This is a genomic window from Streptosporangium sp. H16 (assembly GCF_051918855.1).
GTDB lineage: Bacteria > Actinomycetota > Actinomycetes > Streptosporangiales > Streptosporangiaceae > Streptosporangium.
This window is the reverse complement of the sequence record NZ_JBPXMD010000043.1, coordinates 1-16,493: the sequence shown is the minus strand read 5'-3', so window position 1 is coordinate 16,493 and position 16,493 is coordinate 1. Positions and strand designations below refer to the sequence as shown.

Here is a 16,493-nt window from a genome sequence, read left to right as displayed (position 1 = left end):
CAGGGCCGGAACGCGCGGCCGATACGCTCGCGGCCGGAAAGGGGGCGGGATGCTCTTCGCTGTCGCGGCCGTGTTCGGGCTCACCTGGTGGCTCGGGTGTTACGTGATCGCGCGGGATCCCCGGGAGCGCGGGCCGCGGCGGGCCGGTCTGGGGCTGCTGGCCTACGGTGCCGCGCTCGCGATCGCCCAGGTGCTCACCGACGTACCGGGGCCCGCGGCGGAGGTGCTGGGCGCGGTCGAGCTCATGCTGGTCCACCTGCCGGCGCTGCTGTGGACGGGGGCCGTGCTGACCCTCGTTCCCCGCGGTGAGCGGCTGGACCGGGCCTGGTCCAGGGGGCTCGTCCCGCTCACGCTCGTGGCGTTCGTGTGGCTGGCGGCGTCCGGCCCGGGGCCGGGGGAGAACCTCGCGGCGCGGGTGGTGATCGGGGTGTTGCTGCTGGGACCGCTGGCCGGGGTGCTGGTGCTGCTCGTGCGGGCCAGGCCGCCGCGGGCCGGGTGGCTGGCGGCGGTCGCCACGCTGTTCTTCGGGCTGGGGGCCGCGCTGCTCATGTTCCCGCTGTTCGGCCCGCCCGGCCTGCTCTCCGTCATCGCCGTCGACGTGGACATGGTCCTGCTGGGCGTGGCCATCGCGATGTCCAGCGCGTTCCAGGCGGGCGAGGCGCTCTGGCGCGACATGCTGCGGTCCCTGCTGGGGGCGGCGGTCGTGGCCGTCGCGTCCGGTGGCCAGGTCGCGCTGGCCGTCGCGCTCAGCGGGCCCGCTCCCGCCCTCTCGGCGCTGCTGTTCGGCGTGATCGCGGTGGCCGTCGCCGTACAGACGCTGGCCGGTCCGGTGCACCGGGCGCTGGACCGGATCGCCTTTCCCGGTGATCCGCGGATCCGCCGCGAGCGGGCCGAGCTGCGCGAGACGTCCGAGGCGCTGCCGCGTCGCGAGCAGGGTCCGCCGCCGCCGGACGAGGCCGAGTTCGTACGGCTGACGCGGCGCGCCCTGGCCAATTACGGGGATCTGGGCAAGCTCGCCAGCAGCCCGCTCGCGAACCTGCCGGTGATCGGGGCGCGGGTCGCCGGTGACAGCCCGCTGGAGCGGGCCGCCGAGCTGAAGCACCTGCTGCTGGAGAGCATCCAGCGGCTCAAGCCCCGCGAAGGGGAGTTCGGCACCAGCGAGGAGTGGCGGTTCTACAACGTCCTGTACTTCCCGTACGTCCGGGGGCTGCGTCCCTACCGGCGCGGGGCCGGCCGCGGCGGGCTCGCCGCGGCCGAACGGCAGGCGTTCGACTGGTTCGTCCGCGAGGTTCCCGAACGCACGCTCTACAACTGGCAGAACGCGGCGGCCAAACTCGTTGCGGATGATCTTCGCCGGGAGAACTGGCAGTGAATGGCAGTGCCATGTCTGCAGATGGCAGCGGGTGAGGCGGTGTGCTGAGCGTGTCGGAAGCCCCGACGCCTTCCGCGAAGCCGGAAGCCCGCGCCCTCGGCGAAGGAGACATCGATGAGCACGACCACCCTCACCTCCCGTACCCCTCTGCTCACCCGCGTGCTGTGGACGGACGCCCTCCTCACCGGAGGGTTCGCGCTCGGCCTGGCCGTCGCGGCGGCGCCGCTGGCCGATCTGCTCGCCCTGCCCGAGCCGCTGCTTCGCTGGGCCGGGATCGGGCTGCTGCCGTTCACCGCGTTCGTCGCCTACCTCGCCGGTCGCCCGGTCCCGCCCAGGGGAGGCGTCTGGACGCTGATCGCCGTCAACGCGCTGTGGGCCGTGGACAGCGTCCTGCTGCTGTTCACCGGCTGGGTGGATCCCAACCCGCTGGGCGTCGCCTTCGTTCTCGCCCAGGCTCTCCTGGTCGGCGCCTTCGCCGAGCTCCAGTACGTCGGGTTGCGCCGCGCCTGACCGCGCGTCGCCGGAGGTCCCGTCGTCGAAGGTCCCCGCCGCGCCCGGCACCGGCGGCGGGGCCTTTCCGCTCACCCGATGCGGATGACGTGTTTGCCGCGTACGCCGCCGGCCTCCAGTGCCCGGTGGGCCTCGGCGATGTCGGCGAGGGGACGGATCGTGTCGACGACCGGCCGCAGGTCCCCGCCCTCCACCAGCCGGGTCAGGTCGGCGAAGAGCCGGTGGGTGGGGTTTCCACTGAAGAACCGCACGCGCCGCGAACCGAACACGGTGGACGCGAGGATGTACGACAGGGACGAGAGGATGTGCCGGGAGTCGAAGGTGATCGTCACCATCCGTCCTCCCGGTGCCAGGAGCCGGCGGAAGGCGCCGAGCTCGGTGCCGATCGCGGTGTCGAGAACGACGTCGAAGGGGCCGAGGTCGGCCGGTCCGGTGGTCGCGTAGTCGAAGACCTCGTGGGCGCCGAGGTCCCGTACGAAGTCGAGGTTCCCGGCCCCGGCGAGCGCGGTCACGTGGGCGCCGTACGCCCGCCCGAGCTGGACGGCGACGCTGCCGACCCCGCCGCTCGCGCCCCGCACGAGCAGCCGCTCGCCCGCCCTGAGGCGGGCCTTGTCACGCAGGGCGGTGATCGACGTCGTGCCTCCGGCGAGCAGGGACACGGCCTGGGCCGGGTCGAGCCCCGCCGGGGCGAGGGCGAGCTGCCGGGGGCGGACGGCCACGAACTCGGCGGCGCTTCCGAAGGACGCCCGGGGCAGCGTCCCCCACACCCGGTCGCCCACCCTGAGGCCGGACATGGGGGAGCCCAGGACGGCGACCTCGCCGGCGAAGTCGATTCCCGTGCCCTTCGGGAAGCCCCGCCCCGTGACCAGGCGTATCTTCCCCGCCCTGCCCAGGAGCTCGCCCCCGTTCACGCCGGCGGCGTGCACGCGCACCAGCACCTCACCCGGCCCCGCGACCGGTTTGGGCAACGTGCCCTCGTACAGCACCTCCGGCGGTCCGTACCTGTCGTACCGGGCCGCGCGCATCTCAGTCACTGTCCTCGTCGTCCAATCTGTCCGGCCGGTCGCCGGGCTTGCGCATGGTCGTGATGTCGGCCGGGTCCTGGCGGCGCGTCGCGAGGGCATGCGGGCAGGGGTCATCGCGCCCGGGCACCTCGCTGATCGGACGAGGGTGCGGGCCGTGCCCACCGTCGTGTTCCCGCGGCCGCGACGGCCGTCACCAACCCAGGACGAACTCCGCACACCTGGGAAAAGTGGGCGGCGATTTCCACGTATCGCCAGGCTAACCGGCTAAACGGAAAGGGTGCTCCATTTGAGATAATGTGAGAAACATGTCTATCCATTCCTCTCGGATACCGCGTCCCGCGGACCCGTCCGGGCTCCGCGTGGACGCGCTGCACAACCGCAACCGCATCCTCGGGGCCGCCCGCGAGGCGTTCGCCACGCTCGGGCTCGGCGTGCCGATGGCCGCCATCGCCCGCCGGGCCGGTGTCGGGGTGGCCACGCTCTACCGGCGCTTTCCCACCCGGGAGTCGCTGATCACCGAGGTGTTCGCCGACCAGATGGAGGCGTGCGTGTCGGTCGTCGACGAGGCCCTCGCCGATCCCGACCCGTGGCACGGGTTCTGTACGGTCATCGAGAAGGTGTGCGCCATGCAGGCCGCCGACCGGGGATTCACCGCGGCGTTCCTGACGGCTTTTCCCGACGCGGTCGACCACGAGCGGGAACGCGTCCGCGCCGAGCGGGGCTTCGCCGAGCTGACACGGCGGGCCAAGGACGCCGGACGGCTGCGCGCCGACTTCGAGCCGGCGGACCTCGTGCTGCTGCTCATGGCCAACAGCGGCATCGTCGCCGAATCCGCCGAGGAGGCGCTCATGGCATCACGCAGGCTCGTCGCCTACCTGCTCCGGTCCTTCCAGGCCGATCCTCCCGGCAGGGCCGATCCCCTGCCGCCGGCGCCCCCGTTCGGGCTGCGCCACATGTACGGCCTTTCGCCGGCCCGCTCCGCCGGATAGTCGGCGCTCCCCGGAGGAGCCGGTGCTCCGGCCTTCAGGCCGGTGGTGAGGTCCGCGCGGGAGAGCCGTCAAGGCCCGAGCCTTCTCCAACGATCGGTGTTCGTCCTGCGCCCGTCCGGCGGCCCCGCGAGCCGCGGCCGGGGAGATCGAACAGCCAGGTGGCGCGCAGCTTCAGCAGCAACCGGTGGAAGGCCAGGCACAGCCACACCACGAGGGCGGTCAGGACGACCGGCTCGACGACGGCGAGCACGATCCGCAACCCGCCGTCCATGCCGGTCGACAGCGGCGGCACGAGGGCCAGGTGCAGCAGCGCGAGCAGGGGCATGTGGATGACGTAGACGGGCAGGGTGCGGCGCCCCAGCCCCGCTAGCGCGTTCCCGAGCGTGGCGCTGCGGCCGAGCAGCGCCGCGGCCGTCACGCCGAAGGCCGTCGCGACGGCGCAGACCACCGGCCAGACGCCGGGCCAGGCCCGGGCGCCGGTCATCGCGATCACCGCCAGACCCCCGGCGTAGCAGGCGCCGGTCAGGGCCAGGCGCCCCCAGCCCGCGGTGGCGGCCAGCCGCTCGACGAACGGCCGGAAGTACAGCCCGGCGAGGAAGAAGACGAGGTTCTGGTACAGGCCGCCGCGGTTGCCCGGCGTCTCCAGCAGCCCGGCCGACGCCACGGCCGACAGCACCAGCGCTCCTCCCAGCACCAGGACGGCCGGGACGCGGCGCGCGGCTTTGGCCAGGGCGAAGTACAGGGCGAGCGCGTAGAGGTACCACAGGTTGGACGGCGTGATCGTCAGCTGGGCCAGCAGATCGGCGACGTCGCCGGCGCGGGCGGTGTCGAAGGACGGCACGAGCGCCAGGACCGCGGTGTGGATCAGCAGCCACACCGCGTAGAGGTAGAGGAACCGGCCCACCTTCGAGCGGCGTACGACCCGCCACGGCCGGGTCACCGCGCCGGCGGCGAACATGCCGGAGATGGTGAAGAAGAGCGGCATGCGCAGCGGCAGCAGCTGCTCGGTCAGGGCGCCCCAGGCCCCCGGGATCGGCGGCGACACCCCCCAGTCGATCCGCAGGTAGTGCTTCACGACGACGTGCCAGAGCACCACGAGCAGGATGCACACGCCCTTGGCCACGTCGGCCCAGCGCGCGCGTTCCGGACCCTCGCCGCCCGCGGACCCCGGCTGCCGCGGGGTCCTGCCCGGGTCCGCGGCGCCGGTGAGCCGCTCCGGCGCGTCGGCGGGCGGCCGCCCGCCGTGCGATCGGCCGGCACGGTGCGCCGAGGTCGGCTCATCCGGGTGCGGCCGCTCCTGTCGCGGCACACCGCCGGCTTCTTCCTGGACACCGCGGGTACGGGCAGAGCGCATGGGGCGGGCACCTCCGGGGGACGGGCGCGCGACGGTCGCGCGCACCGGCCACCCTGGGCGGTGCGGATGTCCGTGCCGCCGGGACCGCGTATCCGGGGCCGCTCAGCTGTGCATCGGGTGTGTATCGGCCCGGAGGCCGCGCGTCTCCTCGGAAGCCGTGGAGGCCGCAGAGAACGCGGAGACCTCAGGAGCCTTCGAGGTCTCGAAGGCGGAGCGTGGCGACCGCGCCGCCGTCCGCGGCGTTGGCCAGGGTGAGGGTGGCGCCGATCACCTGAGCCTGGCCCAGGGCGATGGTGAGTCCCAGGCCGTGGCCGCGACCGCGTTCGGCCGTGCCGGTGCGAAAGCGCTGCGGCCCCTCCGCCAGGAGGACGCCGGGGAATCCGGGACCGTGGTCGCGCACGACGATCGTCGTGCCGTCCACGGTGACCTCGACCGGTGCGCGGCCGTGGCGGTGGGCGTTGGCGACGAGGTTGGCGAGGATCCGGTCGAGGCGGCGCGGGTCGGTCTCGGCCTGCGTGCCCCCGGCGGCCCCGGTGACCGTGAGCCGCGCCTGGAGCCCGGTCCTGGCCAGGCAGTCCTCGACGACGTCGCCCAGCGCCACGGGCCTGGGATCGGCGTGTTCGGCGCCCGCGTCGAGGCGGGATATCTCCAGCAGGTCCTCCACCAGGGCCCGCAGCACCCGCACCCGGTCCCTGACCAGGTCGGTGACCTCACCCTCAGGCAGCAACTCCGCGGAGGTGACCAGACCCATCAGCGGGGTGCGCAGCTCGTGGGCGACGTCGGCGGTGAAGCGCTGCTCGCTCAGCAGCCGCTCCCGTAGGCTGTCCGCCATCGAGTCGACGGTGGCCGAGATCTCGGTGATCTCGTCACCGCCCCGGCCGCCCTCCGCGGTCCGGGCGTTGAGGTCGCCGTCCGCGATACGCCGCGCGGTCCTGGCCACCCGCCTCAGCCGCCGGCTGGGCAGCTCGGCGGCCAGCGCCGCGGAGGGTACGACGACCCCGAGCGTGGCCAGCGCGGCCATCACGATGTGCCGGTCGAGCGCCTGCCGGCTGCGCAGCTCGACGCCCATGTCGATCTGTACGGCCACCACCTGGTCGCCGACGGGCTCGGCCGCCCACATCCAGGGGATGTCCGGGTTACGGTCGTCGTACCAGGTGCCGGCCTGCCCGGTGCTCCTGACCTGCTGGAGCAGCATGGGCGGGATGCGCTCCGGGTCGGATTCGCCGGTCCAGGCACCGCCAGGGCGCCGGTGGTCGTCCACCGCGGACACCAGGGCGGTCAGGGCCTGACCCCTGCCCATGGTCATGGAACGATCGAGGGTGCTCCGATGCACCAGCACCCCGACGGCCAGCGCCACCGCGCAGGAGGCCACGGTCACCAGCGCGGCGATCTTCCAGCGCAGCGACCTCCAGCTCGGCAGCCCGCGTGCCGGCCGGGCGACGGCGTGTCCCATCTCAGCGCCGCAGCTTGTAGCCGAACCCGCGGACCGTCTCGATCCGATCGGCGCCGATCTTCTTGCGCAGCCGCTGTACGCACAGGTCGACCACGCGGCTGTCACCGTCCCACCCGTAGTCCCAGACGTCGCGCAACAGCGTGTGCCGGTCCAGCACGATTCCCGGATGCGCCGCGAACTCCAGCAGCAGCCGCAGCTCGGTGGGGGCCAGCGTGACCGGCTCACCGGCCAGGAGCACCTCCAGGCCGCCGGTGTCGATGGTCAGATCGCCGAAGACCAGGTCACCGCCGGAGACGGGCTCCGGCGCGTGCCCGGGAACCGGGGCGAAGGTGGCCCGGCGCAGCAGCGAGCGGATCCTGGCCACCAGCACGGACGTGTCGACCGGCTTGACGACGTAGTCATCGGCCCCGGCCTCCAGGCCCGACACCACATCCAGCGCGTCACCCCGCGCGGACATCATCAGGATCGGGACCGTGCTGGACTCCCTGACCCTGCGGCACAGCCCGATGCCGTCCAGGCTCGGCAGCATCACATCCAGCAGCAGGAGATCGTGCCGCCCGTCCCGGAAGAGTTCCAGGCCGGTCAGGCCGTCGCCGGCCACGGACACCTCGTAGCCGTAGCGCTCCAGCGCCATCGAGACCGTCTTGCGGATCACCGCGTCGTCCTCGACGAGCAGCACGGTGACAGAAGTCGCCGGGGCGCTATCGACCCTAAAATCGAACATATCTCCCCAAATGCGGCGGATGGCTCACCTAGGACACCATAATCTCTCTTCACGGCGGCGCCGCGCGGGACGGATCGATCGCCTCCCTCGCCGGTCGCGGGAACACCATGCGGGACGGATCGATCGCTTCTCGTACCGGATGGCCGGGCGTCCTCGGGCCCGCGCGAAGACCGGGATCCCGCAGGGGCGAAACGGCGGTCCAGCTGCCGGAACACCCGTTGACACCATGGTTCGGGAAGATCAGCCTTGTGGCGTGGATTCCGACGGCGTGATTTCTCCGCGATCCGATCTCGAACCGGCCCGGGCGGGAATCGACGATCCGGCCCCGGCGGCACGGGTACGGCCGCCGTCCGGGCCGGGTGTGGCGGTGGCCGGGCTGCCGCGGCGTGCGGTCGTCGTGGAGTTCGCCGGTGCGCGGGGTGGGGTGGCTCCGCTGACCTGGGGTCAGGCGTCGATCTGGCGGCTGACCACGTGGCGGGGTGATGATGATCCCTATTTCAACATGCCCTGGACGTTGCCGGTGTACGGCAGGCGTGATCTCGATGTGGTGCTGGGGGCGGTGCGGCGGTTGTTCGAGCGTCACGAGACGTTGCGGACGAATTTCCGGCCGGGTGCCGATGGCGTGGTGCAGCAGGTGGCGCGTTCGGGGCGGCTGGTGGTCGAGGTGGTCGAGGGCGGGGACGCCAGGCCGATGGCGGTGGTCAGGGAGGTGGCCGAAGGCTTGGCGGCGGAGGTGTTCGACTACGCGGGCGAGTTGCCGGTGCGGTGCGCGGTGGTGACGGTGGAGGGGCGGCCTCGGGCGGTGGCGTTCGGGGTGTCGCACCTGGCGGCCGACGGGGGCGCGCTGGATCTGCTGGCGGCCGATTGGCGTGCGCTGCTGGCCGGGACCGAGGGGCCCGATCCGGGGTGGCAGCCGATGGATCAGGCGCTCTTCGAGCGGGAGGGGGCGGGGGCCGAGCGGGGGGAGCGGGCGTTCCGGCACTGGCGGGCGGTGCTGGAGGAGGCGCCTCGCTCGATGTTCGACTATCCGCCGGTGGTGGCGGAGGAGCCGCGGTTCATCCGGGTGCGGATGGAGTCGGTGGCGCTGGGGGTGGCCGCGGAGGTGCTGGCGGCGCGCCGGCGGGTGAGCTCGGCCAGTGTGCTGACCACGGCGAGCGCGGTGCTGCTGTCGGCGCTGACCGGGCATCGCCGGGTGGTGATGCAGCTCATCGCGGCCAACCGGCATGATCCGCGGATCGGTGTGCTGGTGGGCCCGGCCGCCCAGGACGGGATCTTCACGCTGGACCTGCCGCCCGGGGGGACGTTGGCCGAGGCCATCCGGACCGGGCACCGCCAGGCACTGACCGCCTACCGCCATGCGCTCTACGAACCGCTGAGGCTGATGGCGATGCGCGAGGAGCTCGGCCGCGAACGGGGCGGGCCCATCGACCTGTCGGCCTACTTCAACGACACGCGGGGCGGCGGCGACTGGCCCGACCTGCCCGCGGTGGAACCGCCGGGAGATCCCGCCGCGATCGCCGCCCTCACCGCGCGGACCACCTTCTCCCCGGCCGGCTCCTGGGAGCACGTGGACGCCACCACGGTCCAGTTCATCACCGGCCAGGCCAGGGACGCCTGCGAGCTCCACCTGCTGGCCGACACCGCCTACCTGCCCCGGACCACGGTGTACGCGCTGCTGCGCGGGATGGAGACCCTGCTGGTCCGCGCGGTCGCCGCCGACGTCCCCCTCGACACCGTCGCCGGCCTGTGCGGCATCACCCCGGTCGAGCGTCCCCTCGGCCGGGAACGTTCCCGAGCCGATGCCGCCGAGGACCCGGCGAAGGCGCCGGACGCGTCCGCACCCGTCGTGGCAGGGACGACCGGCGGGTGATCCGAGGGCCCTTCCGAGCTTGAAGGGCGAAGGCGAAACCGTCCCGCCGGGGCGGTTTCGCGTCGCCTTCGCGTCGCCGGTGGAACGATGCCGCCGTTCGCCGGGCCGCTTGCTCCGGGTGATTGCCACGCCTAACGGAAATCTCTGGATACTCCATGACCTTCCGGTCAACCCGGGGCGTGGCTCAGGGAGTGTCAGGGGTGGCTTTCACCGACGAGAGGAGACCGGGTGGACGCGGATTTCGTGGACTTCGTGCGACATCGGGGAGACCACCATCTGAGAACGGCGGTCCTGCTCACCGGCGACTGGCACACGGCCGAGGACCTGGTGCAGTCCTGCCTCGGCAAGCTGTACCGGGTGTGGCATCGGCTGGACACCAGCAGCGAACCGGACGCCTATCTGCGCCGCATCATGGTCAACACCTATCGATCCTGGTGGCGTGCTCGGTGGCGCCGTGAGATCCCGCGCGCCGATCTGCCCGATCTGCCCGGCCCCGGGGACGCGGGGGAGGATCGGGCGGTGGCGGAGGAGGTCCGGAACGCGCTGGTGAGGCTGCCGGTCAGGCAGCGGACCGCTCTGGTGCTGCGCTTCTTCGTGGACCTGCCGGAAACGGAGGTCGCCGAGCTGATGGGCTGCTCGACGGGAACGGTCAAGACCCACACGCACCGCGGTCTGCGGGCGATGCGCCGGATGATCTCGCCGGACACGATGGTCAACCGAACCGAGGCGGAGGGGAGTGGGATCCGGTGAGACACCGACACGAGGAGCCGTTCATGAACGAGAAGGAACTGCGCGCACTGCTCGTCAGGGCCACCGAGGATCGGCCGGCAGGCATCGACCTCATGCCGGCGATGCCGGCACCGGCGGCGCCGAGGCGCGGCCCGGCCCGGGTCCTGGCCCCGATCGCCTCGCTGGCCGCCGCGGCGGCGGTGGGGATGGTCGCGCTGCTCCTGCCCGTGAGCCAGTCCTCGGCGCAGGCCCAGGTGGCCGCCGCGGCCGAGAACACCAGCCGGGAGAGCTATCGGATTCACGGCACCAGCGGTGCCAAGACGTTCGACGGTGCCTTCGCCCCCGCCCAGCGCGTGGGTGTCATCACGAGGGCCGGGGACGGGGCCGAAACCCGGTTCGTCGGCGATCTGATGTACGTCCGGCAGCAGCGCGAGGCGAAGTGGATGGTCTCTCCGCGCGTCGATGCGGAGTTGAAGAGCGCTCCGCAGGCCGTCGCCCTGGTCAAGCTCGCTCCGCTGGACCCCCAGGCGGCCCTGCAACGACTCCGTTCGGCCACTGACGTCCGTGAGGACGGCTCCGCCTCCGGCCAGGGCTGGACCGGCCAGAGGTTCACGTTCTCGCTGGAGGACACGGGCGAGCCCGGTTTCAAGGAGATCACCGACAGGCCGGTGGAGATCACCGGAGCCGTGAGCGTGGACGACCAGGGACGGGTCCGGCGTCTGGAAGTCGTCTTCGGCGACATCGGCCAGCGAAACGTCCTGGACTTCGGGGACTTCGGCACCCCGGTGACGGTCACGGCCCCGCCCGCCGACCAGGTGGAGCAGCTACCGGCCGACAAGCAGGACCACAAGGTGGACCGGGTACCGGCGGGCGCGCCGGACCGTAAGCCGGCCGAGGAGTCGATCGTCAAGCCGGACCAGGAACCGGCGGGCGCGCCGGACCACAAGCCGACCGAGGAGCCGATCGTCAAGAACCCCTGACCGGCTGTCCGGCATCCATCGGCCGTGTGCCCGGGCCGGGGCGATATCGCCCCGGCCCGGGCACACGGGGTCCGGCGGCTCACATGTGGCGTAGCCGATCGCGGAGGGTGCGCGCGACCTGTGCCATGAGCGCCTCGGCTCCGGGCTGGCTGGCGGCCGGCACGCGGGACTCGGTGAGCACGGCGACGCCGAAGACCTGGCCGTCGGCGTGCTCGACGACGCCGACCTCGTGGCGGAGGTTGAGAAGCGTCCCGGTCTTGGAGGACCACTTCGAGGCGTCGGAGGTGAAATCGGGTGCCAGCCGGTGCCGCAGGATGTTGTCGGCCATGAGGACCCGCACGCGCTCGGCGACGCCCGGGTCGATCGCGGACGGCGTCCACAGTGCCCGCAGGAGGTCGATGAACGCTCGCGCGGACCCCGAGCTCGCGCGCGTCACGTCGAGTTGCGGGATTCGATGCCCCCGCCCGGCCGTCCCCGCTTCGATGGCGAGGAAGTGGGCGAGGTGGGCGTCGGCCGGGCCGAGGCGTTCCACCGGGGTGTCGACGAGTTCCTGGATGGTGTGGCGGACCGTGATGCCGCGCAGCCCCAGCCCGTGCAGCACCGCCGAGACCTCGGCGGGCGGGATGAGGGCGAACAGCGCGTCCGCCGCGGTGTTGTCGCTCAGGGAGGTGCTGAGGTAGAGCAGGTCGTCGACGGCGATCCTGGCCGGATGCCGGAACCTGCTCAGCCCGGTCGGCCCCGGAGTGGTGATCCCGCCCGGCCGCACGAGGATCTGCGTGGAGCCGTCGAGCTCGCCCTTCCGGATGCGTTCGAGCGTCGCGATGGCGAGCGGAACCTTGACGAGCGAGGCGATCGGGAACTCGAGGTCCGGCTCGATGCCGACCTCGTCACCGGAGTGCAGGTCACGGACCAGGAACGATCCGCGCAGCCCGGCGTCGTCGAGCGTCCGCCGGAGTTCGCGGATCAGGCTCTCGACCTTGATGGTGTCCCTCCGTCCTGTTCGCGCGCGCCGAGACAGCGGGCGATCGCGTGCCACAGCCGGGTCCTGACGCGCTCCGCGTCGTCCCCGACGGCGGCCGACACCTCGAAGCCGCGGGCGAGGTGGACCTCGCCGATCGGGCGCCAGTGTAGCCCGAGCTCCTCGGCCTGCCGGACCGAGCACAGGAGGAGATCCGCCGAGCCGAAGACCTCCGCCGCGGCGGAGGTGAGCGTGGCCGCGACGACGACCTGCGCGGGCTGGAGGCCGACGGCGTCCCGGATCCGGAACATCCGGTCGCGGATGTGGGGGACGTCGTCCTCGGGCTGGATCCAGATCCGGCTTCTTCGCGACGACCGCGCGGCGCGGCCGGCCCGGAGGGTCTCGACGTAGACGGCTGCCACCGGGAGATCCGTGGCACCGGCGAGGCCCAGCTGTACGGACCAGGTCGCGTCGCCGGGCGGCGTCACCGTGAGGGCGGCGCGAACCTCGCGAGATCGGACGAGTTCCGCCCGTTCGGCCGGGGCGGCGGCGTGGAAGTCGAGGTGGATGTCGTTGCCGAGGGCCTCCGCGCCGAGGTGCGCGAGGTCGCGAACGGTGCAGATGTCGGGAACGGCGAGACGCAGGGGATTGAGCCTGGCCCGTTCTGCCTCGTGCTCCATGTCGTCGGCCAGGCGGACGAGACGCTTCGCCGACGGAAGCATGTCGCGGCCGAACTGCGTGAGCATCGCCCCGCGCGACGACCGATCGAACAACCGCTCCCCGAGGTGCTTCTCCAGGGCGGCGATCCGGCGGCTCGCGACCGACTGCGGCACGCGCGTGGCCGCCGCACCCTCCGTGAAGCTTCCTTGATCGCTCACGTTGACGAACGCTCTCCAGGCTCCAAGGACGTCCACGAGGCAAGTTTATGCCATTTCAGCATTAAGTCGCCTTTTCCATCCTTGATGGCATCGGGTCCCGGTGACAGGCGGCTGTCACCCGGGGACACGTTCCAGGCGGGCTGGAGATCGCACGCGGGATCGCCCACGTTGGGGCCGCCGAAGTCGATGACCGCGGACAGGCGGCCGTCGACGACGAGCGGGTTGCCCGGCAGCAGGTCGCCGTGCACCCAGACCTCCGGCCGGGAGCCGGGAATGAGGAGAGCGAGGGGAAGGGGGCCAGGGCCGCCCCCTCCAGGGGCGGGGTCAGCGGGCGGCGGCGGCCACGGCGGCCACGATCGCCTCGGGGGTCGCCGGCACGGGTGTGCCCTCGACCAGGACGGTCGGCGTGGCGCTCACCCCCCGCTCGATGGCCTTCCGCGTCACGTAGGCGGTCCAGTCGAGGTAGGCGCCGTCGCGCACGCACTCGCCGAACGCCGGGCCGGTGAGCCCGGCCGGGCCGCCGAGTTCGATCAGCTCGTCGTCGGTGAGTCCCGGTCCTTCCTCGGGGGGCTGGCCGGCGAAGAGAGCGCGGGTGTACTCGACGAATCTCCCGCCGTCCGCGGCGCAACCGGAGGCCGCCGACGCGCGGGAGGAGTACCGGGTGGTCGACAACCTGTCCAGGAAGCCCATCGGGTGACACACCAGGCTGATCGCCCGCTCCCTCACCATCCCGTTCAGTGTCGGCCCGGACGTCTGTTCGAACGTCCTGCAGAACGGGCACAGGAAGTCGATGTAGACGTCAACGGTGACCGGGCCCGCACCGACGACGATGCCGTCCCCCTCGTCGGAGGCACCGGCCGGCACCCGGACGGGCGCCGTCGCCCGCTGTGGTCGCGTGCTCATGAGGTCCTCCTCGCGATGTTCGGGGAGAGACCCGGACCCGTGCGCCCGAGGACTCCCCTGTTCCTACCCACCCCCGGGGCGCCGCAGCTTAAGAGCGGTCAAAGCCGGAATCATGGATCGGGCTTCGCGCCGCTCCCGGCACCGGCTTCTCCGGGGGCTCTCCGCGGCGGGCCTTCACCGGCTCGGAAACCTGTTTGTCACCGGCACCGCTCCTCCAGGAGGATCAGGTTCTCATGAGCCGTCCTGTCATCTCGGAGATCCCGACCGGCCCCGTGGCCGTCCCGGGCGTCGTCGCGGCGCTCGCCGGTGATGACACCGTCACCCCGGTGTGGCGCAACGAGCTCGGCGGCCTGACGTTCCGCCTCGAAGGCGGGCACGGTGCCACTAGATACGTCAAGTGGGTCTCCGCGGGCACCCCGGAGATCGACCTCCCCGGCGAGGCGGAGCGGCTGATCTGGGCGCGGCGATGGGTGACCGTCCCGCGGGTCGTCGAGCACGGCACGGACGCCGACGGCGCGTGGCTGGTCACGGAGGCGGTTCCCGGCCTCTCGGCGGTGGATCCCCGGTGGAGCGTCGACCCGGTGACCGCGGCGGCCGCGATCGGCCGGGGGCTGCGCCTGCTCCACGACGCGCTGCCCGTCGACCTGTGCCCGTACGACTGGAGCGTCGACCGGCGGCTCGTCCGTGCCGACGAGCGCATCGCCGGCGGCGAGGGGCCGGCCGACCGGTTTCCCGAGCACCGGCACCTGGACCTCGCAACGGCCCGGGCGCGCATCGGCGAGCCGCCCGCCGTCGACCGCCTCGTCGTCTGTCACGGGGACGCGTGCGTCCCCAACACCCTGCTGCACGACGACGGCACGTTCGCCGCGCACGTCGACCTGGGTTCGCTCGGCGTGGCCGACCGGTGGGCGGACCTCGCGGTCGCGGTGTGGAGCATGGAGTGGAACTACGAGCCGGGCTACGACGGCGTCGTGTACGACGCGTACGGGATCGCCCCCGACCCGGAGCGCATCGCCTACTACCGTCTGCTCTGGGACATGGCCTGACCGGCCCCGGCCTGGATCGCCCGGCGAGCGCCCGGCACGGCGGCCACGCCCGTACGGGTTCCGCCGCCCGGGGCGGGCCGGGATCGCCGGATCCGCGCAACCGGTGGAGCGTAAGCCGTAAACAATCCGTAAACGGGTTCCGCCACGCTGAAGGCACATCGAAGCAGCGGGCCGGACGGGCCGCCACCCCCGAGGAGCAGAACATGAGCAAGGTCGTCGCAGTCATCTACATCTCGATGGACGGCGTCGTGGAGGAGCCCGCCTGGACCGGCCCGTACTGGAACGACGAGCACGCCAGGTTCCAGAGCGGCCAGCTGCACGCCAGCCGGGCGCTGCTGCTGGGACGCAAGACCTACGACGGCATGTCGCAGGCCTGGCCGAAGATGGAGGGCACGCCGGGGGCCGAGCAGATGAACAGCCTGCCCAAGTACGTCGCCTCGACCACCCTGCGCGACCCCGAGTGGAACGCCACGGTGATCGAGGGGGATGTCGCGAGGTCGCCAGGCTCAAGGCCGAGCACGGCCAGGACCTGCTGATCTACGGCAGCGGCGAGCTGGTCGCCTACCTGATCGAGCACAGGCTCATCGACGAGCTGAAGCTCTTCCTGCACCCGGTCGTGGTCGGCTCCGGCAAGCGGCTGTTCCCCGACGGCGTCACCACCTCCGCCTGGAAGCTGGCCGGCACCGCGGCCTTCAGCTCCGGCGCCATCGTCCTGGACTACCGCCCGGCCGACTGACCATCGCCTCCGGGCGCGGGACCGGCCCGCTTCTCCGCTTCCCGCGCGACACCGAGCCGGCGGGACCGTGCTCACCGGCGCCCAGGCGCGGTCCCCGGCTCCGCGCCGTCGTCGCGGCCCCCTCGGGCGCGGGTACGCGCACGCGACGCAGGGAGGGCCGGGTACGCCGGCCCCGGTGTGGGTCTTCCCGGCTGCGGCTCAACGGGTTCGGCGCGGGTGACGGACCGAAGGCGACACCTCTCAGGACGGCACTCCGTAGCGGGTGGCGATGGCGGTGGCACGGTCGCGCAGGGAGTCGCGCAACCACTGCGGGGCCAGGGCCTCCGCGTTCGTGGCGAGCTGCCACAGCGCCCATTCGGCGTGTCTCGGATCCTGGAAGGTCACCTCCAGCCGCAGCCGGCCGTCTGGATCGGCTTCTTGGGCGTGGACGGCCAGCGCGGTGCCCACCAGGTCCTCCCGCCGCGCAGGGTCCACCCGTACCAGCACGGTGACCTGGTCGCCGCCGGTCCGGAACCGGGTGCTGCGTTCCTGCCAGGCCCGGTCCAGATCGACCCGGTCCGGTCGCTGCGCGGGCTCGGCGAGTTCCTCGGCGGCCAGGAGCCGGGACAGCCGGTAGGTGCGGTCCGCGCCGGACCTCGTGGCCAGCAGGTAGCCCCGGTCGCGTACGGTGACCAGGCCGATCGGGTCCACCGTGCGCCACTGCGGGGTCTGGTCCACGGCCGCGTAGTGGATGCGCAGCTTGTGCCCGGCGAACACCGCGCGCAGGACCTCGGCCGCTATGGCGTCGGACACCTCCTCGTCGGCCGGCCGACGAGAGAGGAGGTCGGTCTCCGGGTCGACGAGCAATCGCCCGGCCGCGCCGGCCGCGGTGTCCCGATAGCTTTCCGGCAGCGCGTCGACCACCTTGAGCATCGCCGAAGCGAGCGCCGAGCCGAGGCCGAACGCCTGCGCGCCGCGCCGCGATCC

Annotated in this window: 19 protein-coding genes; 9 read left to right on the top strand and 10 right to left on the bottom strand. The window is 72.7% G+C overall.

Annotated elements, in window-relative coordinates:
• The first annotated feature begins 49 nt into the window (after positions 1 to 49).
• Both ACTOQ2_RS38960 and ACTOQ2_RS38955 read left to right on the top strand, forming a co-directional pair.
• Positions 50 to 1,372: a hypothetical protein gene (locus ACTOQ2_RS38960; RefSeq protein WP_440106261.1), complete on the top strand. Its 1,323-nt coding sequence runs from the start codon at positions 50 to 52 to the stop codon at positions 1,370 to 1,372.
• Positions 1,373 to 1,486: 114 nt separating this feature from the next.
• On the top strand, positions 1,487 to 1,882 hold the full coding sequence (locus ACTOQ2_RS38955; RefSeq protein WP_440106259.1) for a hypothetical protein: 396 nt from the start codon (positions 1,487 to 1,489) through the stop codon (positions 1,880 to 1,882).
• 71 nt (positions 1,883 to 1,953) lie between these two features.
• On the opposite strand, the gene ACTOQ2_RS38950 is transcribed toward ACTOQ2_RS38955, so the two are convergent.
• Together ACTOQ2_RS38950 and ACTOQ2_RS38945 are read right to left on the bottom strand one after the other, a co-directional pair.
• Positions 1,954 to 2,907, bottom strand: coding sequence for an NAD(P)-dependent alcohol dehydrogenase (locus ACTOQ2_RS38950; protein WP_440106257.1), 954 nt, complete (start codon positions 2,905 to 2,907; stop codon positions 1,954 to 1,956).
• A 1-nt stretch (position 2,908) separates the two neighbouring features.
• Positions 2,909 to 3,034 carry a hypothetical protein gene (locus ACTOQ2_RS38945; protein ID WP_440073414.1) on the bottom strand — a complete coding sequence of 42 codons (126 nt, stop codon included), beginning with the start codon at positions 3,032 to 3,034 and terminating at the stop codon, positions 2,909 to 2,911.
• A gap of 178 nt (positions 3,035 to 3,212) precedes the next feature.
• Between ACTOQ2_RS38945 and ACTOQ2_RS38940 the strand changes: the two genes are divergently transcribed.
• Positions 3,213 to 3,896 carry a TetR/AcrR family transcriptional regulator gene (locus ACTOQ2_RS38940; RefSeq protein WP_440106255.1) on the top strand — a complete coding sequence of 228 codons (684 nt, stop codon included), beginning with the start codon at positions 3,213 to 3,215 and terminating at the stop codon, positions 3,894 to 3,896.
• Positions 3,897 to 3,930: 34 nt separating this feature from the next.
• Here ACTOQ2_RS38940 and ACTOQ2_RS38935 read toward each other — a convergent pair whose 3' ends face one another.
• The 3 genes from ACTOQ2_RS38935 to cseB all read right to left on the bottom strand — a co-directional run bounded on the left by ACTOQ2_RS38935 (position 3,931) and on the right by cseB (position 7,427).
• Entirely contained in the window at positions 3,931 to 5,205 is a 1,275-nt protein-coding gene (locus tag ACTOQ2_RS38935) for an acyltransferase family protein (RefSeq protein ID WP_440106253.1), read from the bottom strand.
• A 229-nt stretch (positions 5,206 to 5,434) separates the two neighbouring features.
• The gene (locus ACTOQ2_RS38930; protein ID WP_440106251.1) at positions 5,435 to 6,703 is read right to left on the bottom strand and encodes a sensor histidine kinase; all 1,269 of its coding nucleotides are present in this window, start codon (positions 6,701 to 6,703) and stop codon (positions 5,435 to 5,437) included.
• 1 nt (position 6,704) lies between these two features.
• Positions 6,705 to 7,427 carry a two-component system response regulator CseB gene (gene cseB / locus ACTOQ2_RS38925; protein WP_440106249.1) on the bottom strand — a complete coding sequence of 241 codons (723 nt, stop codon included), beginning with the start codon at positions 7,425 to 7,427 and terminating at the stop codon, positions 6,705 to 6,707.
• A gap of 268 nt (positions 7,428 to 7,695) precedes the next feature.
• Here cseB and ACTOQ2_RS38920 point away from each other — a divergent pair, with 268 nt between their 5' ends.
• From ACTOQ2_RS38920 to ACTOQ2_RS38910, 3 genes are all read left to right on the top strand, one after another.
• Positions 7,696 to 9,297, top strand: a complete 1,602-nt coding sequence (locus ACTOQ2_RS38920) for a condensation domain-containing protein (RefSeq protein WP_440106247.1) — start codon at positions 7,696 to 7,698, stop codon at positions 9,295 to 9,297.
• Between the two features lie 228 nt (positions 9,298 to 9,525).
• Positions 9,526 to 10,047, top strand: a complete 522-nt coding sequence (locus ACTOQ2_RS38915) for a SigE family RNA polymerase sigma factor (RefSeq protein ID WP_440106245.1) — start codon at positions 9,526 to 9,528, stop codon at positions 10,045 to 10,047.
• Positions 10,048 to 10,070: 23 nt separating this feature from the next.
• Entirely contained in the window at positions 10,071 to 11,006 is a 936-nt protein-coding gene (locus tag ACTOQ2_RS38910) for a hypothetical protein (RefSeq protein WP_440106243.1), read from the top strand.
• A gap of 79 nt (positions 11,007 to 11,085) precedes the next feature.
• Here the strand turns inward: ACTOQ2_RS38910 and ACTOQ2_RS38905 are convergent, their stop codons facing one another.
• From ACTOQ2_RS38905 to ACTOQ2_RS38890, 4 genes are read right to left on the bottom strand one after another with little or no spacing between them, the layout of a single operon-like run.
• Positions 11,086 to 11,988, bottom strand: a complete 903-nt coding sequence (locus ACTOQ2_RS38905; protein ID WP_440106325.1) for a serine hydrolase — start codon at positions 11,986 to 11,988, stop codon at positions 11,086 to 11,088.
• Positions 11,970 to 12,878 carry a LysR family transcriptional regulator gene (locus ACTOQ2_RS38900; RefSeq protein WP_440106241.1) on the bottom strand — a complete coding sequence of 303 codons (909 nt, stop codon included), beginning with the start codon at positions 12,876 to 12,878 and terminating at the stop codon, positions 11,970 to 11,972. Before ACTOQ2_RS38900 ends, ACTOQ2_RS38905 begins: the two co-directional genes overlap by 19 nt.
• Positions 12,839 to 13,117, bottom strand: coding sequence for a phosphotransferase (locus tag ACTOQ2_RS38895; protein ID WP_440106323.1), 279 nt, complete (start codon positions 13,115 to 13,117; stop codon positions 12,839 to 12,841). Before ACTOQ2_RS38895 ends, ACTOQ2_RS38900 begins: the two co-directional genes overlap by 40 nt.
• Before the next feature lie 49 nt (positions 13,118 to 13,166).
• Positions 13,167 to 13,745 (bottom strand): DsbA family protein, encoded by a 579-nt coding sequence (locus ACTOQ2_RS38890; protein ID WP_440106239.1) that lies wholly within the window; start codon positions 13,743 to 13,745, stop codon positions 13,167 to 13,169.
• Positions 13,746 to 13,978: 233 nt separating this feature from the next.
• On the opposite strand from ACTOQ2_RS38890, the gene ACTOQ2_RS38885 reads away from it, so the two are divergent.
• The 3 genes from ACTOQ2_RS38885 to ACTOQ2_RS38875 all read left to right on the top strand — a co-directional run bounded on the left by ACTOQ2_RS38885 (position 13,979) and on the right by ACTOQ2_RS38875 (position 15,527).
• On the top strand, positions 13,979 to 14,791 hold the full coding sequence (locus ACTOQ2_RS38885) for an aminoglycoside 3'-phosphotransferase (RefSeq protein ID WP_440106237.1): 813 nt from the start codon (positions 13,979 to 13,981) through the stop codon (positions 14,789 to 14,791).
• A gap of 203 nt (positions 14,792 to 14,994) precedes the next feature.
• Positions 14,995 to 15,327 carry a dihydrofolate reductase family protein gene (locus tag ACTOQ2_RS38880; RefSeq protein ID WP_440106235.1) on the top strand — a complete coding sequence of 111 codons (333 nt, stop codon included), beginning with the start codon at positions 14,995 to 14,997 and terminating at the stop codon, positions 15,325 to 15,327.
• The gene (locus ACTOQ2_RS38875; protein WP_440106233.1) at positions 15,252 to 15,527 is read left to right on the top strand and encodes a dihydrofolate reductase family protein; all 276 of its coding nucleotides are present in this window, start codon (positions 15,252 to 15,254) and stop codon (positions 15,525 to 15,527) included. The genes ACTOQ2_RS38880 and ACTOQ2_RS38875 overlap by 76 nt, the downstream gene beginning before the upstream one ends.
• A 240-nt stretch (positions 15,528 to 15,767) precedes the next feature.
• Here ACTOQ2_RS38875 and ACTOQ2_RS38870 read toward each other — a convergent pair.
• Positions 15,768 to 16,493, bottom strand: a 726-nt coding sequence (locus tag ACTOQ2_RS38870; protein ID WP_440106231.1) for a helix-turn-helix transcriptional regulator, incomplete at its 5' end; no start/stop codon positions are given.